This window comes from Lentzea terrae (assembly GCF_003265345.1).
GTDB lineage: Bacteria > Actinomycetota > Actinomycetes > Mycobacteriales > Pseudonocardiaceae > Lentzea > Lentzea terrae.
In genome coordinates, this window is sequence record NZ_QFWW01000026.1 from 305,812 (window position 1) to 331,630 (window position 25,819).

Here is a 25,819-nt window from a genome sequence, read left to right on the forward strand (position 1 = left end):
ATCTTGTAACTCCGCGTGATACCGGGTGTGTCCCGGGCTGCGCCCCGTCCTGGTGCCGAAGCGGTGCCGAGCGTCGGACGTGTGTCGCTCGTCTCAACGGACCATCGGCCGATGCACGCCCCAGGCCGTGGTGTCACTCGTTTGGGTAACACCGGGACGGGTTATGGGCGATCATCTGGTGACTGATCGTCGGCAACGGTCGGCTGCTGAGCCGTCGTGAGGGTGGTGGCCCGTTCCCCATGCGTGCGTTTCTGCGTGACGTCCTGTTGCTTCAGCCCCAGTGGAGCTCGAAGAACACGCCGGCCATGCAGGAGCGAGGCCGGTTGGTCCGGCATGACGTGGCCGGCTGGCTGCGCGACCAGTTGCCTGCGCTCAAGGCGAACGTGCCGATCGAGCCGGCCGACTGGAAGGTGCAGCCGAGCGACGGCACGGGGAACAAGAACGAGATCCCGTGGGTTCGGGTGCACTCCGCCAGTCGCTCGCGCTCTGCGACTGAGGGCTGGTACGTCGTCTACCTCTTCGACGCTCGGGGCGACCGCGTCTACCTGTCGTTGATGCAGGGCGCCAGCACCTGGGTGAACGGCGAGTTCCAGGCTCGACCTCGGTCGGGGCTTCGCGAGAGTTCGAAGTTGATGCGGGAGGCGTTGGCGCCTCGGTTGCTCGCACGTGCCGACCTGGTCGACCAGATCGAGCTCAAGGCGAGCAAGTCGGATCTCGGGCCGGCGTACGAGGCGGGGACCGTTGTCGCGTTCGCGTACTCGCGGGACGACCTGCCTGCTGACGAGGTGCTCTTCGACGACCTGAGCTTCCTCATGTCCGTCTTGAGTCACCTGTACGAGATCGAGCTGCCTGACGACGTGGCGCCCGAGGTCGCGGACGCAGTGGTTCTCGCCAACCAATCGGCGGGTCGGGCGCGGCGCGGACAAGGACTTCGCCTCACTGCCGCGGACCGTCTCGCGATCGAACGGCGCGCTGTTGCCGTGGCGACGAGCTACCTCGAGGAGCAGGGCTACGAGGTTGTCGACGTCGGAGCCACCGAGTCCTACGACCTCGATGCCCGACGTGGCAGGGAACGGTTGTACGTCGAGGTCAAGGGCACCACGACGGTGTGGGATGGGGGCAGTTCCGAGATCATCGTGACGAAGAACGAGATCGATCTGCACCGGCTCGAGTACCCGAACAACATGCTGGTGATCGTCAGCCAGATCGTGCTTGATCGCGCTGTCACGCCGCCGTCGGCATCGGGTGGCGAGCTGCGCGCGATTCACCCGTGGCAGGTCCAGCTGCCCAACCTCACGCCGGTGACCTATCGGTATCTGGTGGGGGAGTAGTCACCAGGTCGGGCGGGCCGTCACTCCGCCGTCGACCACGAGGTCGTGACCGGTGATCCAGGACGCCAGGTCCGACGCCAGGAACACGCACGCGTTGCCGATGTCCTCAGGCGTGCCGAGGCGGGTCAACGGAGCCGCTTTCTCCCATCTGGCAACGCCTTCCGGCCACTGCTCCTCGATGCCGGGCCGCGCGATCAGGCCGGGCGAGACCGTGTTGACGCGGATGCCGCGCGGTCCGTACTCCAGCGCCGCCGCCCGCGCGTGCATGATCAGCGCGGCCTTTGAGGCGGCGTAGTGGGCGTGGCCGACAGCAGGATGCGAGCCCTCGACCGACGCGATGTGCGTGATCGAGCTGACCGAGAACTGAGCTGCGGCCTGGGTTACGGCGAACGGGCCAGTCAGGTTCGTGTCCACAACGGACTGCCATTGCTCGACCGTCATGTCCGGCAACGGTTCCACGGGCTGCACGCCGGCGTTGTTGACGACCGCGTCCAGGCGACCGTGCTCAGCAAAAGCCTTGGAGACCACGCGTTGGGCTGAGGTGCGCAGGTCGCCGTCAGTCAGGCCGCGGTGGCGGACGACCAGCGCGCCGGCGGCCTCGAAGCGGGAAGCGATGCCCGCGCCCACACCACCGCCGGCTCCGGTGACCAGCACGACCTTGCCGCTGAGATCGATCACGAGACGATGTCCTCCAGTCGCTCACGAAGCCAGCCGACGATCTCACCCCGGCCGGCCACGAAGCCATCGGAGCCGACGTGGTGGAACTCCCCGCCTGCCGCGCGGACGAGCACCGAGCCCGCCGCCACGTCCCACGGGTGGATGCCGAGGTTCGCCGCTGCGTCCGCCCTGCCCGCCGCGACCCAGGCGAGCGACAGCGCGGTCACGTACACCCGCCGCACGTCCGCGACACCGAGCAACGAGTTCAGCAGCTCCATTTCGCCGGAGTACGGGCTGCCGGGCAACGGGATGTCGGTCAGCACGAGCGGCCGCGGGCTTGCCCCCGGCGGAATGACCAGACCCGTGGAGCGGACCGAGAAGGGCACGTCGACGGCCGCCGTGAAGAGCTCGTCGCGGAACGGGTCGAGCACGCAGCCCGCGACCAGCGTGCCGTCCACGGCTGCTGCGACCGAGATGCACGAGAGCGGGATGCCGCGCACGAAGTTCCGCGTGCCGTCGATCGGGTCGACGTACCAGGTGATCGGCGCCGAAGCGGAACCGAGCTCCTCGCCGACGACCGCCGAGCCCGGAACGGCCAGTGCGCGTCGCAGGAACGCCTCTACCTCCAGATCAGCCGTGCTCACCTGGTCGAAAGTGCCCTTCACAGAAACGTCGACGCGAACCTCGTGCAGCAGCTTGGCGGCGTCCACACACGACTGCGCGGCCAACGCGAGGAGTTCCCCAGGAGTCACGGCGTCCATTGTGATTGGCCACAAACACGACCGGATGACTCTGGGCAGCGTCCCACCCGCGGCAGTGACCAGAGCCACCGCGATGAGCTGACCTGACGATGCATCGGTGCGGGTCAGGCGGCAAGATCGCGAGTTGTCCACAGGTGGGAACTTGCCTGCGGAACCCAGACGGGTTTTCAATCGTTGCGCCAAGAGGAAGCGCGCGGGGGGCGGGGCAGCTCGCTCGTGGCCGAGCCGGTCGACACCGTCCGAGCCGGTCGACACCGTCCGATCCGACTGATCTGTTCGACCGTCAGACTCCGAGGACGGGCCCACGCCCAGCCTGTGGGTGGGTCGGGCGCGGTCCAGGTCCGGGCCTGGCCGTCACGGTCAGCGCCGGGGTTCGTTCGCGCAGCGGATCTTGCCGGGGCAGCCGCGCAGCAGCTTCACCCGCGGCGGCTTGGTGATCTGCGCCGGAGCGTGGGAGGCGCCGTCCGGCCACTGCACCGAGATGGCCATCGACGCCGCGTTGTTGTCGTAGTTCTTCTCCACCAGGGCGCGGTCCGGGTTGGCGACCGTGACGACGTCGTAGACCCCGGAGGCCACGCGGGTCAGGTCGAGCCACTGGAACTCGACGCGGTACTTGTAGTCGTCGCCTTTGCCGACGGAGATCCCGAAGAACACGTCGAGTGCCTCCGGGTTGTGGTGCTCGCACTTGTGGCCGTCGAGCTTGTGCGCCAGCTCGCCGGTGGCGGTGTCGCGGTTGCCGGGGCGGTGGGCCAGCGAGTCGGCGTCGATGTTGGTGTAGCGGTCGCCGAGGCAGAAGCCGTTCTTGCGGTCGGTCACCACGGTCTCGCCGGCCGGGGTGCGCAGCTGGAAGTACTCGAAGCCCATCAGGTGCCAGTGCTGGTGGGCGGCGGCCGGCTCGTAGTACGCCCAGGACGAGGTGCGGTGTTGCGCGGCGGCGTAGGTCATCGGGACCGGTCCGTCCACTTCGGACTGGATCGCCTGGCGGACCGACATGCGGGGCTGGTGGACGCTGTCGCGGTGGGCGTGCACCAGGAACGGGCCGTCGCCGATGTTGTCCACCGATGTGGTGAACCTGAGGCGCACGGCCTTGATGTCGCCCTCTTCCACGCAGGGGCCGCCGGGCGCGGCGGGATCGGTCACCATGCAGACGTCCCAGGCCTCGCACTTGCCGGCGTCGCCGTCGTATCCGCCGGGACAACCGACGGGAGCCTGTCTGAGGTCCGGCAACATCGGCGCGGCGGCGTTGGACGACGCGGTGAGTGCGGAAGCGGTGATCGCCGCGATGACCACCGCGATGGGTCTCTTGAGCACCGTCACACATTAGTTGCGCGGTAATGGTTTCCGTTGCCACCGACACCAGTGCCTCACCCGATCGACTGACACGCCAAGGAAAGCGGTAGGTCGAGAACTAGGGTGCGGCCGGTGAAAAGAGGCGCCATCACCATGGTGTGCGGTACGCGGCCCGAACTGATCAAGCTCGCCCCGCTCATCCGCCGGTTCGGTGAAGAAGCATCCGTCGTCTACACAGGACAGCACTACGACCGGTCGATGTACTCGCGCATCCGCCAGGACATCGCGGAACCGGGCAGCTTCGTCGAGCTCGGGCTGGGCGGTGGGCGGCGAGGAACCCAGTTGGGCAACGCCGTCGCGGCCCTGGACGCGCACTTCGCCGCAGAACCACCCGATGTGGTGATCGTGCAGGGCGACACCACGTCCGCGCTCGCGGGTGCGTTGGCCGCCAACGCGAACGACGTGCCGCTGGTGCACGTCGAGGCCGGTCTGCGCAGCTACGACCGCGCCATGCCGGAGGAGCACAACCGGGTCGCCATCGACCACCTCGCCGACCTCTGCTGCGCGCCGACGTCACTCAACTTCACCAACCTGATCGCGGAAGGCGTTGCGGCGGACCGGATCACGGTCACCGGCAACACCGTGGTGGAGGCGCTGGAGGAAGCGCTGCCGAGCCACGACGAGTCGCAGAAGCTGATCACCGCGCAGAACCTCGTGACCGACTCCTACGTGCTCGCCACGATCCACCGGCCGGAGAACGTCGACTGCCGGGAGAACCTGGAGACGATCTTCAAAGACCTCGCGCGGCTCCCGCTGCCCGTCGTGCTGCCGCTGCACCCGCGTACCGCGAAGCAGGTCGCCGCCTTCGGGCTCGACCACCTGCTCAGCCGGCTGCGGGTGATCGAACCCCAGTCCTACAAGGACTTCCTCTCGCTGGCCCGGCACGCCGCCGTGCTCGTGTCCGACTCCGGCGGCGTGCAGGAGGAGGTCAGCGTGCTCAAGCGGCCGGTCGTCGTGGTCCGCCGCAGCACCGAACGGCCCGAGATCGAGGGCACGTTCGGCACGCTCGTGCCGCCGGGCCCCCGAGTCCGGACCGAGGTGCTCAGGTGGCTCGACGACGTGAGCGGGCACCGCGCCCGGCTGGCGGGCATTCCGTCGCCCTACGGCACAGGTTCGCCGTCCGGGCTCATCGAGGCCGCCGTCCGCAAGATGCTCGACGACACCCGGTTGGCCAGTCCCACGCTCGAGTTCCAGCTCGTCACCGAGGGGTAGACGTGGGCGGTGGTGGCGAGCAGCAACGGCGTGCCCGCCACCTCGACCGCCGGCTGCTGGGCGAGATAACCCACCGGGTACACCGGTTCCACGAACGGCGCGCGGAAGACGTGCACCTCCTCGACGTCCGCGCCGGGGTGCAGTGACCGCAGCTGCTCGGTCCACCTGGCCGCGATGGCGCCCGTGTCCTCGGTGAACAGCGCGGAGTCGCGGTCGGTGTAGCGCATCACGTACGCGAGGTGCCGTCCGTCGACCGGTCCGGTCAGCGGGGACATCTCGACCACGCCGTCGAACTCGGTGCCCGAACGCAGCACCGGCGTCCAGTAGTGCCCCGACAACGGCTGCCGCAGCACGAACAACGCGTTCACGACGCCCTGGTACCGCAGGTTCACCTGCGGCAGCAGCGGTGCCAGATCGTCGGCGGCCACCTGTCGCAACGCCGGCAGCGGCAGCGTGGACACGATCCGGTCGGCCTCGATCACCTCGCCGCCGTCGAGCTCGACGTGGTCCCGGTGCAGCACGCGGACCGGAGCGGACGTCCGCACCACCCCGCCGTGCGACTCGATCGAGGCCCTCAGCGCGTCGATGATCGTCTTGTAGCCGCCGCTGGGATAGCCGCGCACCGCCACGTTCCGTTCGCGCCCCAGTCGCTGCCACAGGTACAGCGCGGGCACGTCACCGAACGCCGCACCGAACTTCGAGCCGAACAGCGGGGCGAAGAGGTCGCGCCACACCCGGTCGCCGTACAGGCCGCGCAACCAGTCCTCGGTGCGCAGGTTGTCGAGGTCCTTGCCCTTGCCCAACCGACGCAGCAGCACCGACACGGCCCCGAACCGGACCCGGTCGACGACACCCAATGCGGTGAACCGCAACAGGTCCAGGGCCGAGTTGAACGGGTAGTGCCGCCCCTCGACGATCATGCCCATGCTGGTGCGCTCCCAGTGAACTGAGGCGCCCAGCCCGAGCTCGTCCAGCAGCGGCAACAGGTTCTCGTCGGTCGGCATGACGCAGTGGTAGAAGCGCTCGATCCACCGGTCGCGCCACGGGAAGAACGTGCCGAGGCCGCCGAGCTGATCCGAGGCCTCCAGCAGCGTGACCTCGGTGCCGGCCCGCGCGAGCCGGTGGGCGACGGCGAGCCCGCAGATGCCGCCGCCGATCACCACTGTTCGCATCACAGCTCCCGGTACGGGGCCGGGGTGAGCCGGTCGCGCATCAGCAGCCGGACGTACTGCACGACCGTGCGGCGCAGCTTGAGCTTGCTCGGACCCTGTTTGCGGTCGTAGCGCAGCTCCAGCGGCACCTCGGTGATCACCGGGTGGCAGTGCCGCAGCTTCAGGAGCAGCTCGACCATGCAGGCGAAACCGCGTTCCTCGACGAGCCGTTCGCCCCAGTGCGTGCTGGCGCGGGTGAGCAGGCTGACCCGGTACGCGCGGAAGCCGCTGGTGAAGTCGTGCACGTCGACCAGCCCGAGCACGCGGCGGAACAGCACGGCGGCACCGCGCGACAGCATCCGGCGGAACAGCGGAGCGGTCTTGTCGTCACCGCCGGCGACGAACCGCGAGCAGATCACCACGTCCGAACCGGCGACGATCTCGTTGCCCAGCTTGGTGATCAGCGCGGGGTCGTGCGTGTCGTCGGCGTCCATCACCACGACGAAGTCGTCCTCGGCGGCGTCGCTCAGCGCGGCCTTCAGTCCGGTTTGGACGGCCTGGCCGAGGCCGAGGTTCACCGGGTGGCGCACCAGCCGGACGTCGAGCCCGGCCACATCGGTGGCCACCTCGGCGGTGCCGTCGGACGAACCGTCGTCGACGACCCAGGCCGTGACCTGCTCGGTGTGCGCGACCTCGGCGATCCGGCGCAACAGCGACGGCAGTCCCGCGGCTTCGTTGTACGCGGGCAGCACGACGTGCGCGCGTCCGCGGACCGGCGTCGCGACGGCTGTCGCGGGTCTCGGACCGGCCGTCGGCGAGGTGCGGACCTCGCGTCCGTCGACTGTCATTCGAACCCCCATTTCATCGGGTCTCAGAGCGGCGGCGAGAATTATTCGCACGCCTGGCCGTAAATTGCGGGCGACCCCTGGCTGACTTTTCGCTCGGCGGCGGGGAGCGGAGGGCTGGACTGATTCCGGATGTAATTCGAAAGGGGTATAAGTGTTCCTCGAACGGGTGACGACGGGGCTCGGCGCCGTCATTCTCGGGACATTTTCCTGCCAGATGATCTCGATCGGGTGATCTCGAATGAGACAAAGCGCTGAGGCGGAGTCGAGCGTGGGTCTTCCCCTGGAAGAGTGGTTCGCCGGCGAGTTGACCGCCCCGATGGCACCCGTCCGTGACGACGCGCGGCCACGCGGTCTGCTCGGCCGGGTCAACGGAGTGGCGGTGCTCCTCGTTCTGGTGGACTTTTTCGCGTTGCTCGTGATGACGAGCAACGCGGAGGTGGCGGCGCCGTGGGCGGTCGTGCTCGCGTGCGCACTACTGGGCGTGCGGGCGTCGGGCCGGATCTACCGCCGGCGACTGATGCTGTCGTGGTTGCAGGACCTGCCGCGCTCGCTCGCCACGACGGCGATCGCGTTCGCCGCGGTGAGCGTCCTGTTGCTGGCTGTCGGTTGGCCGCCGGAGGTGTTGCTGCAGCTCAAGGCTGGTCTGTTCGCGTTCGTGGCGGTGAGCGAACCGGCCAGAGCGGCGGTCTTCGCGTTCGGCCGGTGGTGCCGGCGGAGGTTCGACCGCTGCGACCGGACCATCGTGATCGGCGCCGGTCAGGTCGGCACGGACCTCGCCGAGGTCATGCTGCGCCACCCCGAGTACGGCCTGCGCCCGGTCGGGTTCATCGACGCGGAACCGCAGGCCGACCGGAAACTGCCGGCGCCGCTGCTGCACGACGACCTGGCCACGGCCATCGACCGGCTCGGCGTCGGCACGGTGGTCATCGCGTTCTCGCACGCCGTCGACTCACCGCTGGTCGACGCGGCCGTCACCGCGCACCGGCTCGGCTGTTCGACGCTCGTGGTGCCGCGCATGTTCGAGCTCCACCAGGACGGGCCGGACGTCGAACGGCTGCGCAGCTACCCGTTGCTGCGACTGAGCACGGCGCCGACGGCCAGGCCGACCTGGTGGATCAAGCGCCTGGTCGAGCGGGCCCTCGCGCTGATCGCGTTGATCCTGTTGTCGCCGGTCATCGCGATCTGCGCGTTGGCGGTGCTGCTCGAGAGCGGCCGGCCGATCATCTTCAAGCAGGTCCGCGTCGGCATGGACGACCAGAAGTTCGTGATCTACAAGCTGCGCAGCGTCCGGCAGACCGGCGTGGACGACTCGGACGTCCGGTGGTCGGTGGCAGGCGACTCGCGCGTCGGGAAGCTCGGCGGGTTCCTGCGCAGGACGTCGCTCGACGAGCTGCCGCAGCTCTGGAACATTCTGCGCGGCGACATGTGCATTGTCGGGCCGCGGCCGGAAAGGCCGGGCTTCGTTCGCCAGTTCTCCGCGATCCACGAACTATACTGGGCCCGCCATCGGGTCCCCACCGGATTGACCGGGCTCGCCCAGGTCCACGGATTGAGAGGTGACACCTCGATCGTGGACAGATCTCGGTACGACAACTACTACATCGCGAATTGGTCGCTGTGGCTGGACGTCAAAATCGTGCTGTTGACAGTGGGTGAGCTGTGTTGCCGAAGGAATCGCTGACGGGCCGGGCGCTGGTGGCGCTGCTGGTCTTCACCACGACCGCGTGCACGTTCCTGCCGGTCGACGAGAAGGCGGCGCAGGACAGCCTCGCCCCGCCGGAACCGTCGGTGGTCACGGGTCCGCAGCCGAAGCCGCTCGCGCCGTGCGCGTGGTGGTACGGCATCGGGGCGCGGCCGACCTCGTTGCAGCTCAAGTTCGCGGCGGCGCACTACAACCTGGTGGTGCTCAACTCGTGGGAGACGGCGGCGCTGCGACGTTTGCGCCAGCTGAACCCCAAGGTGAAAGTGCTGGTGTACAAGGACTTCTCCAGCACCCGCAACTACCCGGGAACGGTCGACGGTGGCGTCGACGCGAAGTACCTGCCGACCGGGCTCGGGTACGTCGCGACGGAGAAGGCCCACCCGGAGTGGTTCGCCGTCGACACCGCGGACCAGCGGATCGAGTGGGCGGGCTACGAGAAGCACTGGCAGATGACGGTGTGGACCGAGGCCTACCAGCGCGCGTGGACGACCGCGGTCGTCGAGGAGGTCGTCCGCGAGGGCTGGGACGGAGTGCTGGCGGACAACGACTTCAGCTCGTTGCGGTTCTACTCGCCGGCGGTGCTCAAGGGCACCGCCGACGTGGAGGCCACCGACCGGCTGCTGCGCGACGGCTTCGACTCGTTCCTCGGCATCGCGGGCGACGAGCTGCAGAAAGCCGGGAAGATGCTGATCCCCAACGTGTCCGAGTCGCACCTGCGGCCCGGCCGGTGGACCGCGCACTCCCGGTACGACGGGGCGATGGAGGAGAACTTCGGGCTGCGCGACGACGGCGGCAACGGCGAGCTGCTCACGTTCCGCGGCAACGAGTGGAAGGAACTGCGCGCCCAGGCCGCACTCGGCGAGTCGTGGCTGCTGCTGGTCACCCACACCCGCAGCCCGCGCGAGGAACGCGTCGGCTATGCCACGGCTGCGCTGCTCGCCGGTCCGTACACCTGCTGGAACGGTGCGACGCCGGACTACCGGAACCCTGCGTGGTCGCAGTACCAGGAGGCCGGGCTGGGGGAGGCGGTGGAGACGGCGAACCGGCTGCCGAACGGGTTGTGGACCCGGCAGTTCAGCAGCGGCTGGGTGGTGGTGAACCCGACGAGCAAGCCGGCTCAGGTGACGCCGCCGGGTGGCCTTGTGGACATCAACGGGGTGGCGGTGTCGGCTCCGTTCGAGTTGCCCGGTGCGGATGCCAAGGTGCTGGTCAAGCCGAAGGTCGGGCCCACTACGTCGCCGGTGAAGCCGCCGACGGTGCCGACGACCACGACGCCGCCGGTGCCGCCGAAGCCTGCGGAGACACCGGTCAGCTGAGCTCGCGATACAGCTCCAGGTGCCGCTGGGCGCACACTTCGGGGCTGAAGCGTTCGCGTGCCCGCGCGGCCAGCAGCCGACCCGTCCTGGCCGGATCCGGGTCGGCGAAGAGCGCGCGCAGCTGCTTGGCGAGCGAGGTCGCGTCACCCGGAGCCGCCAGGCGAAGCGCGGCCCCCGGCACGTCGAGCATGTCCGCGACGCCGCCGGTGTCCGTTGCCACCACGGGCTTCCCGGCGGCCATCGCCTCGGCGACCACGAGCGGTTGCTGTTCCATTGTGGACGGCAGGATCAGCGCATCGTGCTTGCGCAACAGCTCCGGCACGTCCGCGCGGAAGCCGAGGAACTCGACGGGCAGGCCTTCCGCGAGCTGCTCGCACCTGGCGCGCAGCGGGCCGTCACCCGCCACGGTGAGCGTCGCGTCCGGCGGCAGGACACCGGGCAGCGCTTCGAGCAGGGTGGGCAAGCCCTTGCGTTCCACCAGGAGGCCGACGAACAGCAGTCGGCGCACAGGGGTCGTGGGCGGCTCGGCCTCGCCGATCGGGACGCAGTTGTCGATGTGCGCGATGCGTGGCACGCGCAGCCGGTCGCGGAGGAACCTGCCCATGGCGGGCGACGGGACCACTGTGCGATCGACGCGGCGTGCGACAAGGGCGTCCGCGGCCAGCACCGCCATCGTGTACGTCGACGGTCGTTGCACTCGCGGGGCGTTGCGGAACCACGGTTCGCTCACGTCGTCCGGCACGCCGTGATAGGTGTGCACGACCGGGATGTCGCCCAGTCCGGCGCACACGAGTCCGCTGCGGCGGTCCTGGGCGTGCACGACGTCCGGCCGCCATGCTCTGATTGCCGCGCGGGCCTGACGGCTCGCCCGCAGATCTCCCTTGCGCGGCACGGAGATCTCCTCGTGCTCGACCAGGTGTGCGTCGCGGGCCGGCACCGGGCCGAACACCTTGACCTCGGCCTCGCCCGTTGCCTGCAGTGCGGCGGCGAGGCGGATCGTGACGTCGACCGGGCCACCCCGGTCCTGGGTCAGCAGGAACGCGACCCTCATCATGCTTCTCCTTCTAGCTTTTCGACGAGCGTGATGATTTGGTCGGTCATGCGGGCGCGGTCGAACAACGTCTCGGCGCGCCGTCGTCCGGTGCGGCCCTCGCCGTCCGCGAGCGATGGGTACGCGAGACGTGCCGCGAGCTCCCGTCCGAGTGTGAGGACGTCTTCTCGTGGGACGACGGCCCCTGCCGGTCCGAGGCTCTGCCGCACGCCGTCGACGTCGAACGCGACAACGGAACGCCCGCACGCCATCGCTTCCAGCGGCACCAGGGCCATGCCCTCGGCCCGTGACGGCACCACCACGACATCCGCCGCCGCGTAGAAGGACTCGACGTCGTCGCTGTGGCCCCACCACCGCACGGATTCCTGGCCCTGCTGCCAGACCGTCCTCATCGGACCGTCACCGACCAGCACGAGCTGTGCGTCCGGTAGCTCGGCCAGCACGGCGGGCCACGCGGCGAGCAGCAGGTCCTGGCCCTTCTGCGGTGCCAGCCTGCCGATGCACACCGCGGTCGGCCGGTCGCCCAGGCCCAACCGTTGCCGGGCTTCTGCGCGGTCTGAAGGCTGTAGTTGCGTGGTGTCGACGCCGTTGCACACGACCTCGGCCGGCGCGGTCACTCCTGCTTCGCGGCCGGACGCGAGCTCGTCGTCGCTCACGCACACCAGCTGGTGCGTCCACCTGGAGGCGAAGGCTTCCCAACGCGTGCAGGCCCGTCGCAGCAGGCTGTCCGAGAGCCGGAACGACCACAGGTGCGGCTGGAAGATCGTCGGTGTCCGGCCCCTGATGGCCAGCCTGCCGGTCAGCCCGGCCTTCGAGCTGTGCAGGTGCACGACGTCGGGACGGATCTCGCGCAGCAATCGGTTCAGCCGCAGCGTTTCAAGCAGTGTTGACGGACCTGGCGAGCGGCTCGCACGCCACGGGATCGTGTGCAGCTGATCGGGCAGCCAGCCGTCTGGCGGGCAGATCACGTGCACGTCCCAGCCGGCGGCTTGCTGAGCCAGCACGAGATCCAGCACCACCTTGGCGACGCCCGCCTCAACCGGTTGCGTCACGTGCACGACCTTCACAGGTTTCCTCGCAGTTCTCGGACGGCTTCGCGGTTGAGCGGCAGCGCCACGGCCGCGTACACGCCGAGCAGCACCAGGCCCGCGAGCAGTGCGCCGGCGATTCCCTTGGTGGTCGGCAGGATTCGGGCGATGACGAGACAGGCGGTTGCGGCCGCGAGCAACCCGGCGATCGTGCGGGCCAGTTCGCGCGGCGGGAACGCGAGTCCGTGCCGCACCAGCACCCACCACGTCACCGGCACGAGCAGCCAGACGATGACGGCTTGCGCGACCGCAACGGCCAGTACTCCGTGCGGCGTGGTCAGGGCCAGCGCACCCAGCAACGTGACGAGGTGTGTCACCTCGAGTGCCAGGTACCAGCGCGCGTGGCCGGCCGCCCGGACGACCTGGTACCACGTGTGCAGCAGACCGAGCGCGAATCCGTAGGCGCACAACGCGACCAGCACGGGTGCCGCGGGCGCCCAGCGGTCGCCGAAGAGCACCACCTGGTCCGCGAGTAGCCCGGTGACGACGTACAGACCGCCGGTGATCATCAGTGTGGCCTTGGTGAACCGCAGCACGGCGCCGTCGACCGTCCGTCCACTTCGGACCAGCTCGGCGCAGACCGGGAACATCACGCCGCCCAGCACGACGGCCACGAGGATGTACGGCATCCAGGCGATCCGGAACGCGAGCGAGTAGACGCCGACCGCGGACGGCCCGAGCACGTGCCCGATCGCGAGGTAGTCGGCGTTGACCAGCAGGGTGGCGACGACGGCGCCGGGCCCGACGACGGCCGTCCACCGCAGGGCTTCGTTCGCGGCGTTGCAGTCCCAGCGTGGACGTACTCGGGCGCCCGCGACCACTGCCAGCACCGGCTGAGCGACGGCCGTGCACAGCAGTCCGACCGCCATCGCCAGTGGGCCGTGCCCGAGTGCTGCCAGGGCGATCGTGGCCGCCGAACCCAGGATCATCCCGCCCGCGTCCGGCAGCATGCGCTTCTTGAAGTCCAGATCGCGGTGCATCATCGCCATCTGCACGCCGCCGATCGCGGTGAACGGCAGGCTGAGCGCCGCGATCCGGATGAGGTCGGGCGGCGCGCCGAAGGTGGCAAGCGGCTCCGCGGTGAGCAGGAGAAGTGCGGCCAGTGCGGTGCTGACGCCGATGCTCAACGTCAGCACGGTGCCGGCGAGTTGGTGCGGATCGCGGTTCGTCCGGCTGATCACGTCGTAGACGCCGGCGGACTGCACGACCTGGCCGATGTTGACCAGTGCCACCACGAGCGTCACCGCGCCGAGCCCGTCCTCGGTGAGCAGCGCCGCGAGCACCAGCGTGACCGCGACCTGGCAGCCCTTGCTGACCACGTTGACGGCGAAGAGCCACAACGATCCCCGGACCGCCCGCGTGCCGACCTGGCTCGTCACGCGCGTTTCCTGGCCGCGACGACGACCAGCAGCGCCCAGGCCGCGACGATCGCCACCCCGTCCACCGTGACGTCGACCCGGCTGCCGAACAACCCGACGACCGCGCTGTTGACGAAGTACAGGTGCACGAACGGAACCGCGAGCGCTGCGACCGCGAGCCCGGTGATCCGCCAGTCCTGCTCTTTCCTGCGCCGCCAGCACACCACCGCAACCGCCGCCATGGCCGGCACGGCGATCAACACGTCACCGGGCTGGTGCACCAGCGCCACGACCGCGCCGGCACCCGTGAGCAGATCCGCCACCGAACGGCTGTCCTCGTCACCCCGGTCGAGCTTCCGCGCGAGGAGCGCGGTGGCTGCGAGCACCCCGACGAGCGCTATCAGCTCGGCCGCCGGTGGCAACCAGCCCGTCACGCGGAAGAACACCGCCGGGAGGTCCACCCGTTGTGACGTAAAGGAATCGACCGCGCCGTACGTCGTCTGGCTGGCGTGCGCGAGGTTCGCATCGATCACGTCGAGGAACGCCCCGACGCCACCGCTCCGGTAAACCAGCAGCCCCACCACGGGCAAACTCGCGAGCGCCGCGATGGCCGTGCCGCCGAGCGAGACGCGCCGCGACCCGCGAGCGAACAGCAACACCGCCAGCGGCAGCCCGAACTGCGGCTTCAGCCACGCCACCGCCAGCCCGAGCGCAGCCACCCGCGGATGACTGGACCCCAGCAACGCCGCCGCCGCGCCGACCGCGATCAACGGGTTGACCTGCCCCACGTACAGCTGCGCCTTGCCCACCTGGCTCGTGACCAGCAGCGCCGCGATCGCCACGGTGCCGAGCACGAGCGGGAGCTTCGCCTGCCGGGCCGCCAGCAGTCCGAGAACCGCCAGGAGGACGAGGGACGCCAGGGTGAACGCGATCGCGCCGATCCGGTAGTCGGGCAGCGCGAACGGCAGGTGCAGCACGAGGTGGTACGGCTGGTAGAGGTTGAAGTTCTGGCGCACCGGCCAGTGCTCGAACATCGCCGCCGGGTCGTACGGGTTGCCGCCCGCCAGGAACTCGCGGATGGGGAAGTACGTGGCGTCGCGGAAGTCCTGGAGGCGTTCCTCGGCCAGGTTGGCCTCGGTCGGGGTGGGGGCTTCCCAGGACGGACGCAGGGCCCGGGCCGCGCTCAGTGCACCGATGGCAGCGATGGCGACGGTGATGAGGGTGCGGGTGTGGGACTTCGTTGTGGTGATCACGCGAGCACCTCCGCCACCAGGGAAGGCGGAACCGCCAGCGTGTGGGCGCGGCTCTCGTCCGTGACCGGTCCCACGAAGAGCGTGGGCGGGACTGCAGCGATGTCCTCGAAGTCCTCGTCTTCGGGCTCGGTGTGCGGCACGGCGATCACGTCAGCACCACCGCCACCAACACCGAAGAAGCCGGCAACACCGCGAGCGCCGCAGCCAGATCGCCCGGCTCGCTCTCCCCGTCCGCCACCGCGATCACCGCCGTGCCCTCGGCAGGCTCGTCCGCCTTGTCCGGCAAGGCAGCCGCCAGCGACTCCGCCTGCGCGGTCAGCCCGTGATCCGCCGGAATCACCCGCACCGGCCGCGCCGCCGCCACGCACAGCGCGGTCAGCCGGTCGAGCATGCCGGGGTCGTCCTCGCGCACCAGCGCCACCGGATGCCGCACCCCGGCCGCGGAAACAGCGGCCCGCACAGCAGCCTCGCCCGTGCGAGGCCGACGCAGTGTTCGAAAGGCAGCCGTCGCGATACCTGCTGCCAACGCCGCCGCCAACGCCAGGCCCACCGCGAGCTTCCAGTCCGGCGCCACCCGTGTGGTGTCCGGGCGTTCGTCGAGCACCCGCAACCGGCCGGCGGGCGCGAGGAAGTTCGCCTCGGCCACGGACTTGGCAAGCGCCATCACCGCAGCGGACGCCTGCGAGGCCGAACCCGCGCGCACCGAGAGGCGGGCGAGACCCGACGCCGGCACCAGTTCCACACCGACGACGAGATCGCGCGGGGCGACGGAAGCCGCGCGGGCGGCGGCCTCCAGCACGGTCGGGCTGTGCACCAGCTGGACGATCGCGGGCATCGCCAGAGAGGCGACCTCGCCGTACTGGGCAGCCGAGTCGGTCTGGGTCGCGGGTACGGCGAGCAGGGCGACCCGGCTCTCGTACTGCTCGCCGCGCAGTGACGTCACCGCCAGCACGAGCACCGCGACGATCAACGCCACCGCCGTCGCTTCCAGCAGCGTGCGCTTGTTCACCGTTGTTCTCCCACAATGGTTCGGAGCAGTTCGTCGTAGGACTTCATGAACGTGTGCGGGTCGTGGTCGCGCTCGACGGAGGCACGGCCAGCCTCGCCGGCCGCAGCACACGCCCGTGCGTCGAACAGGAACGACGCCAGCGCGGCCGCGGTCGCGGCAGGGGAACGGCGGGGGACGAGCACGCCGCCGCCACCGGACAACGCTTCGCGCACACCGTCCACATCGGACGCGACGACCGGGCGGCCGGCGGCGAGCGACTCCAGGACCGCGATCGGCATGCCCTCCCAGTCGCTCGTCAGCACGGTGACGTCGCAGGCTTCCAGCAGATCGGGGACGTCACATCGGGTGCCGAGGAAGCGCACCCGGTCCGCCACGCCGAGCTCCTCAGCACGGTGTTCCAGGTCCGCGCGGAGGCTGCCGTCGCCGGCCAGCAGCAACACCGCGCCCGCGACCAGGCCCCACGCTTCGAGCAGCACGTCGTGCCGCTTCTGCGGTTCCAGGCGGGCCGGGCAAAGCGCCACCGGTACGTCGGCGCCGATGCCGAGCACACCGCGGACCGCTGCTCGAGGCACGCGCGGAGGCTCTGCGAACACCGCGTTCGGGATCACCTCGACGGGCAGGCCGCGCAACCGGGATGCGCTCGCCTCGGAGACCGCCACCACCGCACGCGACGACCACCGCAGAATCCGCGCGGCACCACCCAGGTCCGCCGCAGCCACGCCGTGGAACACGGTCACGACCGGCACCCCGCGGGCGGCAAGCCGGGACACGAGGCTCGCGGACACGTTGTGCGCCACCACGACATCCGGCGCGAACGCACGGGCCGCCGAACGCACAGCGGAAACAGCCCGCAGCACACCAAGAGCCCGGCGCCGCGGCACCGGCACGTCGAACGTCGAGAAGCCCTGTGCTCGCAACGCCTCGGCCCGGTGTCCGCCGCCGCTCGCGACGCCCGACTCCCAGCCGAACGAACCGCCGGCCCGCACCATGCCCGCGACGACGGCCTCGGCTCCTCCGGCGCCCATCTCACTGATGACGTGCAAGACACGCATCGCGCTCACTCTCCTCACGGCGCACGTCGGCCGCGATCGCCACCGCGACCAGCGACCAGATCGGCAGGTAGTACTGCTCGGACAGGAAGGTCGATGCGACCAGTGCGGCGATCAGCGAAGCCTGGACCGCGAGCATCGGGCGCAGGTTCCAGCTGACCCGCAGCACGCGTTCCGTTGCCACGAACGCCATCGCGATCGCCCCGAGGAAACAGGCGAGCCCCGGCAGGCCCAACTCCGCGCCGATCTCCAGGTAGATGTTGTGCGCCACCGGCGACTGCTCGTCGATCTCGGCGTTGCGCGACGCCGCCGGATAGGAGCTGCGGAACCCGCCGGGGCCGACGCCGAGCACGGGGTTGTCCGCCAGCATGCGGGCGGCGGCCTGCCAGCGCAGTTCACGAGTGTCCACATTGGTCGCGGCGATGTACGTCTTCTCCGCGAGCGCCCGCTCCAGCACCGGACCCGCGAACACCACGGCGCCCAGCCCGATGACCGCGATCCCGCTCACCATCACGGCCACCGCGCGCATCCCCACCCCGCGCCGCGCCACGAGCCACAAAGCAGCAGCAGCCAGCGCGAGACCGCCACCGCGCGAGAACGTCGCCGCCGCACCAGCGACGAGCACCGCACCGACCGGCAGCAGGTATTTCCTGCCAGGCAGGGCGATCAGCAACGGCAGCGCCGCCACGAGGAAGAAAGCGAGGTCGTTCGGGTCCTCCAACGGACCGGTCGCGCGCGGCGCACCCTCGAAGACCAGGCTGTACAACGCACCGACCGCCGCGAGCACCGCGCCGCCGACCGCCGCCGCCAGCACGTCCCGCACCGGCACCTCCCGCGCCACCACGTCGACCAGCACGGCGGTGATCAGCAGGAACGGTAGGAACCGCTGCGTGTAGTCCAGCGTGAACGGGTCACCCGCATGCACGGCCGACGACACCAGCAGCACCACGGCGAAGACGGCCAGCAGTGCGTGCAGCGGATGTGGTGCGGGCCAACGCCGTTCCCGCACGCGTTGCACGAGCCACGACACGATCAGCAGCCCCGGCGCCGCCTTGGCGAGGTGCGGGTGCACTTCCTGCAGATAGCCCTCCAACGGAGCCAGCAGGACCGTCGCGCACGCGAGCACCCGCAGCAGCAACCTCATCCGCACAGCTCCGTCCGGCGTTCCCGGAGCAGCTCCGACAGCCGGTCGACGTGCGCACCGGTGCCGACGACGTCGAAATGCCGCCGCAGCAACGACAACACCCAGGCGAGCAGCGCGACCTTCTCCGCGCCCGGCACCGCCATGCCGGGGAAGAACTCCATCCCCGGCGCCTCGGCACCGCTCAGCACGTCGGTCGGGTGCAGCAGCAATGACGGCGCGGTGCCGGTCAGCAGGCACAACCGGAGCGCGGCGCGGAAGTACGAGCGCGCCAGCCGCGGCGAGATCTGGTGCAGCTGCAACAGGTACGCGCCGTGGATCGGGACGCGCAGCAACGGCATGGTGGTCACCGGCAGCTCGACCAGACCGGTGCCGTGCCAGCGGAACGGGGTGTTCGGCGCGAACACCTTGCCGAAGCCGCCGAACAGGTCCTCGGCAGCACCGTCAGGCGCAGTCCGGTTGTGGTACGCCCGAGCCAGCGGACCGATCCAGGTGGGCAACGTGCTCGCGTCGTACCGGTAGCCGCGCGCGGCGAGGATCTCCAGCAGGTCAGGGGTGACGCTGTACCCAGGACCGCGGAACCCCACCGGACGAGGCGCGCCGGCAGCAACCAGAGCGTCCTCGGCCCGGACGAGCTCGGCCTCCAGTTCGGGCTGGGAGTACCGGTGCAGCCAGGGCTCGTGCCCCCACGAGTGGTTCGCCACCTCGTGCCCGGCCGCCACGATGTCGCGCACGGCCTGCGCTCCGTCGTCCCGTTCGGCGTCCGCCCCGACGACGAAAACCGTGGTGGTGAGCCGATGTTCACCGAAGACGTCCAGCAGCCGAGGCACGGCCGTGGCCAGGAAGCTCGGTCTGCGCTCCCAGTCCGGGTCGCCGTGGGTCTTCAGATACGCCCACAGGTTGTCCAGGTCCAGCGAGACGCTCGCGGTCCTCACGTGGCCACCTCGGCCTTGCTGTGGTGCGGAAAGCCCAGTGCCAGCACGCCGGCCACGACGAGCGTCATCCCGAACCCGACGGCCCACTCCCAGCCCGGCGTGATGCGGTCGCCCAGCATCCCGATGCCGATCACGGAGGTGAGCACCACGGTGATCGCGTCCATCGCCGCCACCGACGACGTGGCCGTGCCGCGCTGCAACGACACCGCGAGGCAGGACTGCCCGACCAGCGCCGCCACGACCATCAGCCACGTCAACGGGTTCAGCAGCATGCCGAACAACGACTCGTCCGCGACCGACCGGCCGATGATCGCCACCACCGCGAACGCCACTCCGGCGAGCACCGAGGTGACCACGGTGTTCGTGCCCTGCGCCGCGCGCGAGCAGAACACGATCACGGGCAGCGGCAGCCCCAGGAAGATCAACCCCGGCACCGTCGGGATGTCCTTCGCCACCGAGGACTCGGACGCGGTGACCAGCAGGATGAGCCCCGTCGCCATCATCACCAGCACCGCGATCTCCAACGGCCGCACGCGCCAGTTCAGCACCAGCAGCCCGAACGCGGTCGCGAGTCCGACGGCGCACGAAGAACCCGCCTGCACCAGGTAGAGCGGCAGCTCGGCGCGGGCGAGAAAAGCGAACCCGAAACCACCCACCTGGCCCGCGAAACCGAGCAGGTAAAGGCGGTCCTTCGCCAGTCGAGCCAGCAGCCCCAGTCCGGTTCCCGGCCTGCGGTCCGCTCGTTGCGCGGCCACGGTCTGGGCGACGATGCCCAGGCCGTAGAGCGTGGTGGAGACAACGAGCTCAAGGTATCCGGACACGGCAGAACCTCCTCGTCAAGGCTCCGAAGAATACGGAGCCGAGAGGACGTTCCCCATTAGAGGGATATCAACAACTCAATGCGATAATTGCGGCAGAACAATAAACACGAACGAGTGAGAAACGTACTCGAAAGGGTAGTTGATCAGAGCTCGATGACGGTTCCGTCCAGCGGCACCTCGACGCCGGCCTCCCGCAGCTTCGCGGCCTCGGGCGACTCCGGGTCGAGCACCGCGTTGGTGTTGTTGAGGTGCGTGTAGATCCGCCGCACGGCTGGAAACCGGCGCAGTTCCGGCAGGCTCGACGTGATCGGCAGGTGCCCCATCGCGGCCTGGCCGGACGAGCTGCCGGTCGCCGACCCCATCTCCGACGCCGCGTAGAAGGTGCCGTCGAGCAGCAGGCAGTCGGCCTCGGCCACCACGTCGTCGAATCCCTCCGGCCACGACGCCAGGCAAGGCGCATATACCAGCACACCGCCCGAAACAGGGTCCTGAAAACGATATGCGACCACCCAGGGGCCATCCACAGTGGACGAACGCGCGTACTTCGGCCGCTTGCCGCTGATCGGGATCGCGGTCACCTGCAGCCCACCGAGGTCGAACGACTCCGAGACTTCGCGCCACGCCAGCGGTGCATAGCCGTCGATCACGGTGCGCAGGTCGAACTGGTCCCGCAACGCGTGCAGCACTGCTCCCGGCGCCCACACCGTCAGCCCGGTCCCGCCGCGCAACGTCAGCAGCCCCAGCGTGTGGTCCAGCTCGGCGTCGGTGAACAGGGCACCGCGCAACGGGGTCTCGCGCGGCCCGGGACCGGGGTTCAGAAGAGCACAGGAAGCGATCTGGGTGCGGACGTCCGGAGACGCGTTGACCAGCCACCAGTCCGTGCCGTTGCCGCTGATCGCCAGGCAGTCCTGGGAACGTGCCGGCAGCGAACCGGAACGAGCGCGCACGCACAAAGCGCACGCGCAGTTCCACTGCGGGAAGCCGCCACCGGCCGTGGTGCCGAGCAGAACCGCTTTCAAGTCATCTTCCTCATGGCCATCGCAGGAACGACATCAGGCGTCATCTCCGTCTGCAGGATCAGGTCCACAGTGGACCGCTCGGGCGACAGGGAGCAAACCGGGTCGGTTGCAGCAGCGTCACCGGTCAGCTGGAACGCCTGGCACCGGCACCCGCCGAAGTCGATCTCCTTGCGCGGGCACGACCGGCACGGGTCCTTCATCCACTCGAAGCCGCGGAAGGCGTTGAAGGACGGCGAGTTGTGCCAGATGTCGTGCAACGACGAGTCCCGCACGTTCTCGATCTGCAGCGACGAGATCACCGTGGCGGCCGGGCAGGGGAGCACGTCGCCGTTCGGTGCCACGGTCAGCTGCCGCGCGCCCCACCCGTACATGCACGGCTTCGGGTGAGCCTCGTGGTAGTCGGCGATGACGTAGACGATCTCCATCCGCCCGCGCAACCGCTCCTGAGCGGCAGCGACGATCGGATCGGCATGAGCCAGCTGCTCGCGGGTGGGCAGCAGCACGGCCCGGTTGCGCAGCGCCCAGCCGTAGTACTGGGTGTTGGCGAGCTCCAGCCGTTCGGCGCCCATCTCCTCGGCCATCGCGATGATCCCCGCGATGTTGTCGAGGTTCTGCCGGTGCAGCACCGTGTTCACGGTCAGTGGCAGGCCTTCGTCACGAATGTAAGCCGCCGCGTCCACCTTCCGGTCGAACGCCTTGATGCCCGCGATCCGGTCGTTGCCCGCACGAGTCGCGTCCTGCAGGGAAAGCTGCACGTGATCGACCCCGCGCGCAGCCAGTTCCCGCAACCGGTCCCTGGACAGGCCCACTCCCGACGTGACCAGGTTGACGTAGCAGCCGAGGCTGTTCGCGTGCGTCACCAGGTCCGGCAGGTCCGGTCGCAGCAACGGTTCGCCGCCCGACAGGTGGATCTGCAACGCACCCAACGACCGCGCCTGGTCGAAGACCCGGCGCCACGACTCGGTGTCCAACTCGGCGTTACGACGCACCAGCTCGACGGGATTCGAGCAGTAGCCGCACTGCAACGGGCACCGGTGCGTCAGCTCGGCCAGCAGACCGAAGGGAGCCTCAGCCATCGACGTCCACCACCCTTCGTTCGACCAGGCGCGCGACCAGCTCGGCGATGTCCTCCGGCTGCACACCCGCGTAGACGTCGCCCAACGACAACGCGATGTCGCCGACCGACCGAACTCCGTCGCACAGCGACACCACAGAAGCAGCGGTCTCGTTCAACACCAGCACACCTTCTGGGAACAACACGACGTGCGCCTCGCGGATCTGGTCGTAGGTGCACTTCACGCCGCGGCGGATGCGCGGCACGGCGTCGAGTGCGACGACAGAAGTCACGGCTTGCCCTTGCCCGAGTAGTAGTCGACGGCGTCCAGCACGGCCCGCAGGACGTCGCACTTGAACGACAGCGCGGCCACCGCCGCGAGCTGCTGCTCACGGGTGTGCGAATGTTCGACGACAATGTCCAAAGTGGCCCGTCCCTCACCGGCGACCGCCTGGATGCGGTTGGTGAAGTAGGCGAAGCCCTCCTCGGCGATCCACGGGTACTGCTCCCGCAACGCCGCCAAACGTCTGCGCATCAACGCACCCGAGAACATCTCGGTCAGACCGGACGCGATCCCGATGACCCACGGCTGGGTGCGCGCGAAGTTCACGTAGGCGTCGACGGCGAATCTTGTGCCGGGCAGCACGTGGCGTTCGTCGAGCACCTCCTCCCGCGTCAGCCCGACGGCTTCCGCGAGGCGGATCCAGTTCTCGGCGCCGCCCTCTCCTGGCTGCGTGCCGTCGTGCCAGATGATCCGCTCACGCCACTGGCGGCGGATTTCCGGCAACGGGCAGTTGGAGAGGATCGCGGCGTCCTTCTGCGCGATGCAGCGCTGGTAGTACCAGCGGTTCGCGGCCCACGCCTGCAGCTCGTGCTTGCTCAGCTGGCCGGCGTGCATGCGCAGGTGGAACGGGTGGCTGTCCCAGTACCGGGGGGCGAGTGCGCGGAGCTCTGCGACGAACTCCTCGGCGGGTACGGCAGTCATTGGCGGAACTCCTCGGACTTCAGGGACGCGCGGCGAGGCGGGCCGGGGCTCCCGGACGAGAACGGGAACCCCGGCGAAAGCCCAGCGTCAGCTGCGAGCTGCGTAGGCGGTGACCTCCATCGGCGTCTCGAAGTCGCGGAAGTCGGGCTTGACCCACTCGCGCTTGACCTCGGGAAGCTTCTGCTCGGTAGCGGTGACGACAACGTTCATGGCGCAACTCCTCGGGTCGACGGCCTGCGAGCCCCAGTGGGCGCGCGGCACTTCCGTGGGGCGCGGCGGCGAACCACACGGTATGTCGTCCAGGGTGCCAAGGTCTAGACCGTACATAAAGTTACCTAAAGTCATCGGAGGGGTGACCCGATTGGCGGATGCGCCCTCGACTACACACCGTGGTTGTATCTGGAGGCCCCCAGCCCGCATCTTGAGACGCGGGCTCGCCGTCGCCGCACGACGCGAAAGTTGGAGGGGTCAGCACAATGGGTGCTCGTCGAAGTGCGTACGTCGGCGTCCTCGCGCTTGCGGTAGGTCTTTCGAGCAGTCCGCTTGCGTCTGCAGCGACACCGGACGAAGTCGGCACGATGGCTGTAAAAACGATCGCGACCGGCCTCAAGCAGGCCTGGAGCATCGACTTCCTGCCGGACGGCACCGGCATCTTCACGCAGAAGGACGCCAAGACGGTCTCCACCATCACCAAGGACGGCAAAGTCACCAAAGTCGGTGACATCCCCGGCGTCTCGGTGACGAAAGAAGCAGGTCTGCTCGGCATCGCGGTGTCGCCGACGTACGCCGCGGACAAGACGCTCTACCTCTACTACACGACCGGCAGCGACAACCGGATCGCGACGTGGCAGATCGGTGGCGGCGCACCGAAGCCGATCGTCACCGGCATCCCGCGCGGGTCGAACTTCCACCACGGCGGCCGCATCAAGTTCGGTCCCGACGGCTTCCTCTACGCCGGTACCGGTGACGGCCAGAACGGGAACAACGCGCAGAACAAGAACTCCCTCGGTGGCAAGGTCCTGCGCATGACCAAGGACGGCAAGGCCGCGCCGGGCAACCCGTTCAACTCGCTCGTCTACTCCTACGGCCACCGCAACGTGCAGGGCCTGACCTGGGTCGGCAGCCAGCTCTACATCTCCGACATCGGCGCCAGCAAGGTCGACGAGCTCAACAAGATCGACGCCGGCAAGAACTACGGCTGGCCGACCTGCGAGGGTTCCTGCGGCACCGCCGGCATGACCAACCCGGTCAAGCAGTGGCCGACCTCGCAGGCCACTCCGTCCGGGATCACCACCTACAAGGGCATGCTCTACATGGCCTCGCTCAAGGGCGGCACCTACAAGATCAACACCAGCGGTGCCGGCGGCAAGATCTACACCAACCTCGGCCGCACGCGTGACGAGGTCGCGGGTCCCGACGGCTCACTCTGGGTGATCACGCCCGGCGGCATCCACATCGCCGACGGCAACTGAGCCGCTGAACTCGGCTACCCCAGGTAGTTGAGAAACGCTCCTCGCCTCACCCGCTCGGAGGCGAGGAGCGTCCCAGACATCCGATCACCGTTGTGGGTTAATTCACCGTGTGATTGGGTAGATACGCCCTGCAACGCCGCCGCAGACAATCAACGAGCGGACCTGAAGGAGAGCACATGCGTGCTCGGCACATCGCGGTCGCGGCAGCCTGCACTGCCCTGACCGCATCCATCTGCGTGATACCTGCCTCGGCGCAGGACGACCCGTCGGTGCTGGCGGAGCGAACGCTCGCCACCAAGCTGGACATCCCGTGGGACATCGAGTTCCTGCCGGACGGCAGCGGCATCTTCACCGAGCGGGACACCCGCAAGATCAAGAAGATCAAGGGCACGACCGTGACCGAGCTGGACACGGTGGAGCAGGCGCAGACGACCGGCGGTGAAGGCGGACTCCTCGGCCTCGCCGTGTCGAAGACCTTCGCGACCGACAACTCGGTCTTCATCTACTACTCGACGGCGAGCGACAACCGGATCGCCAAGCTCGCGCTGGGCGGTACGCCGCAGCCGATCGTGACCGGGATTCCCAAGAACCGCTACCACAACGGCGGCGGCCTCGAGTTCGGCCCGGACGGCAACCTGTGGGCGACCACCGGCGACGGTCAGAACACCAGCACGGCCCAGAACTGGAACTCGTTGGGCGGCAAGGTTCTTCGCTTCGACACCGCAGGCAGGCCGGCTGCCGGCAACCCTCGCGCCGGCAGCGTCGTCTACTCGATCGGCCACCGCAACGTCCAGGGCATCACGTGGGTCGGCAACACCGCGTACGCCACCGAGTTCGGCAACAACCAGACCGACGAGATCAACCGGATCGAGGCCGGCAAGAACTACGGCTGGCCCACCTGTGAGGGCAACTGCAACACCGCGGGCATGACCAACCCCGTCAAGACGTGGTCCACCAGCCAGGCCGGTCCCACCGGCATCGGCTTCTACAAGAACGCGTTGTACGTCGGCGCGGTCACCGGCCGGCGCGTGTGGAAGATCCCGGTGAACGGTACCTCGCTCGGCACCCCGCAGGCCGTGTTCACCGGCTACGGCCGGGTGCGCGCAGTAGCCCCCGCACCAGACGGCACCCTCTGGCTGGGAACGTCCAACCAGGACGCCAACGGCCAGCCCAGCGCCACCGACGACCGAATCATCTCCACCGACGGCTGAGCTGATGTGCCGTGACCGCCGGACTTCGGCGGTCACGGCATCGGT

At 69.2% G+C, this 25,819-nt stretch carries 25 protein-coding genes and 1 pseudogene; 6 read left to right on the forward strand and 20 right to left on the reverse strand.

Annotated elements, in window-relative coordinates; all coding sequences use genetic code 11:
* Positions 1-239 precede the first annotated feature (239 nt).
* Positions 240-1,331, forward strand: a complete 1,092-nt coding sequence (locus tag DI276_RS33050; protein ID WP_112270681.1) for an MrcB family domain-containing protein — start codon at positions 240-242, stop codon at positions 1,329-1,331.
* Here DI276_RS33050 and DI276_RS33055 read toward each other — a convergent pair whose 3' ends face one another.
* From DI276_RS33055 to DI276_RS33065, 3 genes are all read right to left on the reverse strand, one after another.
* On the reverse strand, positions 1,332-2,009 hold the full coding sequence (locus tag DI276_RS33055; RefSeq protein WP_112270683.1) for an SDR family NAD(P)-dependent oxidoreductase: 678 nt from the start codon (positions 2,007-2,009) through the stop codon (positions 1,332-1,334).
* On the reverse strand, positions 2,006-2,740 hold the full coding sequence (locus tag DI276_RS33060; protein WP_157985087.1) for an inositol monophosphatase family protein: 735 nt from the start codon (positions 2,738-2,740) through the stop codon (positions 2,006-2,008). Before DI276_RS33060 ends, DI276_RS33055 begins: the two co-directional genes overlap by 4 nt.
* 369 nt (positions 2,741-3,109) lie before the next feature.
* Entirely contained in the window at positions 3,110-4,060 is a 951-nt protein-coding gene (locus tag DI276_RS33065; RefSeq protein WP_112271436.1) for a lysyl oxidase family protein, read from the reverse strand.
* 111 nt (positions 4,061-4,171) lie between these two features.
* On the opposite strand from DI276_RS33065, the gene wecB reads away from it, so the two are divergent.
* Positions 4,172-5,311 (forward strand): non-hydrolyzing UDP-N-acetylglucosamine 2-epimerase, encoded by a 1,140-nt coding sequence (gene wecB, locus DI276_RS33070; RefSeq protein WP_232837080.1) that lies wholly within the window; start codon positions 4,172-4,174, stop codon positions 5,309-5,311.
* Here the strand turns inward: wecB and DI276_RS33075 are convergent.
* Together DI276_RS33075 and DI276_RS33080 are read right to left on the reverse strand one after the other, a co-directional pair.
* Positions 5,200-6,498 (reverse strand): annotated as a pseudogene (locus tag DI276_RS33075) (FAD-dependent oxidoreductase); the annotation flags it as partial. The gene wecB and the pseudogene DI276_RS33075 sit on opposite strands and share 112 nt — an antisense overlap.
* The gene (locus tag DI276_RS33080) at positions 6,483-7,310 is read right to left on the reverse strand and encodes a glycosyltransferase (RefSeq protein ID WP_112270687.1); all 828 of its coding nucleotides are present in this window, start codon (positions 7,308-7,310) and stop codon (positions 6,483-6,485) included. The pseudogene DI276_RS33075 and the gene DI276_RS33080, both read right to left, overlap by 16 nt.
* 268 nt (positions 7,311-7,578) lie before the next feature.
* On the opposite strand from DI276_RS33080, the gene DI276_RS33085 reads away from it, so the two are divergent.
* Together DI276_RS33085 and DI276_RS33090 are read left to right on the forward strand one after the other, a co-directional pair.
* On the forward strand, positions 7,579-8,991 hold the full coding sequence (locus DI276_RS33085) for an exopolysaccharide biosynthesis polyprenyl glycosylphosphotransferase (RefSeq protein ID WP_232837081.1): 1,413 nt from the start codon (positions 7,579-7,581) through the stop codon (positions 8,989-8,991).
* Positions 8,973-10,328 carry a putative glycoside hydrolase family 15 protein gene (locus tag DI276_RS33090; RefSeq protein ID WP_232837082.1) on the forward strand — a complete coding sequence of 452 codons (1,356 nt, stop codon included), beginning with the start codon at positions 8,973-8,975 and terminating at the stop codon, positions 10,326-10,328. The genes DI276_RS33085 and DI276_RS33090 overlap by 19 nt, the downstream gene beginning before the upstream one ends.
* On the opposite strand, the gene DI276_RS33095 is transcribed toward DI276_RS33090, so the two are convergent.
* From DI276_RS33095 to pqqA, 15 genes are all read right to left on the reverse strand, one after another.
* The gene (locus DI276_RS33095; RefSeq protein ID WP_112270691.1) at positions 10,321-11,382 is read right to left on the reverse strand and encodes a glycosyltransferase family 4 protein; all 1,062 of its coding nucleotides are present in this window, start codon (positions 11,380-11,382) and stop codon (positions 10,321-10,323) included. The two genes, DI276_RS33090 and DI276_RS33095, sit on opposite strands and share 8 nt — an antisense overlap.
* Positions 11,379-12,431 carry a glycosyltransferase gene (locus tag DI276_RS33100; RefSeq protein ID WP_232837083.1) on the reverse strand — a complete coding sequence of 351 codons (1,053 nt, stop codon included), beginning with the start codon at positions 12,429-12,431 and terminating at the stop codon, positions 11,379-11,381. The genes DI276_RS33095 and DI276_RS33100 overlap by 4 nt, the downstream gene beginning before the upstream one ends.
* 11 nt (positions 12,432-12,442) lie before the next feature.
* Complete coding sequence (locus DI276_RS33105; protein ID WP_232837084.1) at positions 12,443-13,846, reverse strand: oligosaccharide flippase family protein; 1,404 nt, start codon at positions 13,844-13,846, stop codon at positions 12,443-12,445.
* Positions 13,843-15,078 (reverse strand): glycosyltransferase family 87 protein, encoded by a 1,236-nt coding sequence (locus DI276_RS33110; protein WP_198681054.1) that lies wholly within the window; start codon positions 15,076-15,078, stop codon positions 13,843-13,845. The genes DI276_RS33105 and DI276_RS33110 overlap by 4 nt, the downstream gene beginning before the upstream one ends.
* On the reverse strand, positions 15,075-15,227 hold the full coding sequence (locus DI276_RS50340) for a hypothetical protein (protein ID WP_157985088.1): 153 nt from the start codon (positions 15,225-15,227) through the stop codon (positions 15,075-15,077). Before DI276_RS50340 ends, DI276_RS33110 begins: the two co-directional genes overlap by 4 nt.
* Entirely contained in the window at positions 15,224-16,087 is an 864-nt protein-coding gene (locus tag DI276_RS33115; protein ID WP_112270695.1) for a hypothetical protein, read from the reverse strand. The genes DI276_RS50340 and DI276_RS33115 overlap by 4 nt, the downstream gene beginning before the upstream one ends.
* Entirely contained in the window at positions 16,084-17,139 is a 1,056-nt protein-coding gene (locus tag DI276_RS33120) for a glycosyltransferase (RefSeq protein ID WP_112271446.1), read from the reverse strand. Before DI276_RS33120 ends, DI276_RS33115 begins: the two co-directional genes overlap by 4 nt.
* Positions 17,114-18,280 (reverse strand): O-antigen ligase family protein, encoded by a 1,167-nt coding sequence (locus DI276_RS33125; RefSeq protein WP_112270697.1) that lies wholly within the window; start codon positions 18,278-18,280, stop codon positions 17,114-17,116. Before DI276_RS33125 ends, DI276_RS33120 begins: the two co-directional genes overlap by 26 nt.
* The gene (locus tag DI276_RS33130; protein ID WP_112270700.1) at positions 18,277-19,212 is read right to left on the reverse strand and encodes a polysaccharide deacetylase family protein; all 936 of its coding nucleotides are present in this window, start codon (positions 19,210-19,212) and stop codon (positions 18,277-18,279) included. Before DI276_RS33130 ends, DI276_RS33125 begins: the two co-directional genes overlap by 4 nt.
* Positions 19,209-20,033: a hypothetical protein gene (locus tag DI276_RS33135; protein WP_112270701.1), complete on the reverse strand. Its 825-nt coding sequence runs from the start codon at positions 20,031-20,033 to the stop codon at positions 19,209-19,211. The genes DI276_RS33130 and DI276_RS33135 overlap by 4 nt, the downstream gene beginning before the upstream one ends.
* Before the next feature lie 143 nt (positions 20,034-20,176).
* A complete protein-coding gene (pqqB, locus tag DI276_RS33140) occupies positions 20,177-21,052 on the reverse strand; it encodes a pyrroloquinoline quinone biosynthesis protein PqqB (protein ID WP_112270703.1) in 876 nt (291 codons plus the stop codon).
* Entirely contained in the window at positions 21,049-22,128 is a 1,080-nt protein-coding gene (pqqE, locus tag DI276_RS33145) for a pyrroloquinoline quinone biosynthesis protein PqqE (RefSeq protein WP_112270705.1), read from the reverse strand. The genes pqqB and pqqE overlap by 4 nt, the downstream gene beginning before the upstream one ends.
* A complete protein-coding gene (pqqD, locus tag DI276_RS33150; protein ID WP_112270707.1) occupies positions 22,121-22,399 on the reverse strand; it encodes a pyrroloquinoline quinone biosynthesis peptide chaperone PqqD in 279 nt (92 codons plus the stop codon). The genes pqqE and pqqD overlap by 8 nt, the downstream gene beginning before the upstream one ends.
* Positions 22,396-23,091, reverse strand: a complete 696-nt coding sequence (pqqC, locus tag DI276_RS33155) for a pyrroloquinoline-quinone synthase PqqC (RefSeq protein WP_112270709.1) — start codon at positions 23,089-23,091, stop codon at positions 22,396-22,398. The genes pqqD and pqqC overlap by 4 nt, the downstream gene beginning before the upstream one ends.
* Before the next feature lie 87 nt (positions 23,092-23,178).
* A complete protein-coding gene (gene pqqA / locus DI276_RS33160) occupies positions 23,179-23,301 on the reverse strand; it encodes a pyrroloquinoline quinone precursor peptide PqqA (RefSeq protein ID WP_112270711.1) in 123 nt (40 codons plus the stop codon).
* A gap of 368 nt (positions 23,302-23,669) precedes the next feature.
* Here pqqA and DI276_RS33165 point away from each other — a divergent pair, with 368 nt between their 5' ends.
* Together DI276_RS33165 and DI276_RS33170 are read left to right on the forward strand one after the other, a co-directional pair.
* The gene (locus DI276_RS33165) at positions 23,670-24,563 is read left to right on the forward strand and encodes a PQQ-dependent sugar dehydrogenase (RefSeq protein ID WP_112270713.1); all 894 of its coding nucleotides are present in this window, start codon (positions 23,670-23,672) and stop codon (positions 24,561-24,563) included.
* Between the two features lie 176 nt (positions 24,564-24,739).
* On the forward strand, positions 24,740-25,774 hold the full coding sequence (locus DI276_RS33170) for a PQQ-dependent sugar dehydrogenase (RefSeq protein ID WP_112270715.1): 1,035 nt from the start codon (positions 24,740-24,742) through the stop codon (positions 25,772-25,774).
* Positions 25,775-25,819 lie beyond the last annotated feature (45 nt).

Bases quoted from the DNA above. Each gene is read 5' to 3' on its own strand.
- DI276_RS33120 (WP_112271446.1), bottom strand. From the start codon at position 17,139: ATGCGTGTCTTGCACGTCATCAGTGAGATGGGCGCCGGAGGAGCCGAG.
- DI276_RS33080 (WP_112270687.1), bottom strand. From the start codon at position 7,310: ATGACAGTCGACGGACGCGAGGTCCGCACCTCGCCGACGGCCGGTCCG.
- DI276_RS33050 (WP_112270681.1), top strand. From the start codon at position 240: ATGCGTGCGTTTCTGCGTGACGTCCTGTTGCTTCAGCCCCAGTGGAGC.
- pqqE (WP_112270705.1), bottom strand. From the start codon at position 22,128: ATGGCTGAGGCTCCCTTCGGTCTGCTGGCCGAGCTGACGCACCGGTGC.
- DI276_RS33095 (WP_112270691.1), bottom strand. From the start codon at position 11,382: ATGATGAGGGTCGCGTTCCTGCTGACCCAGGACCGGGGTGGCCCGGTC.
- DI276_RS33125 (WP_112270697.1), bottom strand. From the start codon at position 18,280: ATGAGGTTGCTGCTGCGGGTGCTCGCGTGCGCGACGGTCCTGCTGGCT.
- DI276_RS33170 (WP_112270715.1), top strand. From the start codon at position 24,740: ATGCGTGCTCGGCACATCGCGGTCGCGGCAGCCTGCACTGCCCTGACC.
- pqqA (WP_112270711.1), bottom strand. From the start codon at position 23,301: ATGAACGTTGTCGTCACCGCTACCGAGCAGAAGCTTCCCGAGGTCAAG.
- DI276_RS33165 (WP_112270713.1), top strand. From the start codon at position 23,670: ATGGCTGTAAAAACGATCGCGACCGGCCTCAAGCAGGCCTGGAGCATC.
- pqqC (WP_112270709.1), bottom strand. From the start codon at position 23,091: ATGACTGCCGTACCCGCCGAGGAGTTCGTCGCAGAGCTCCGCGCACTC.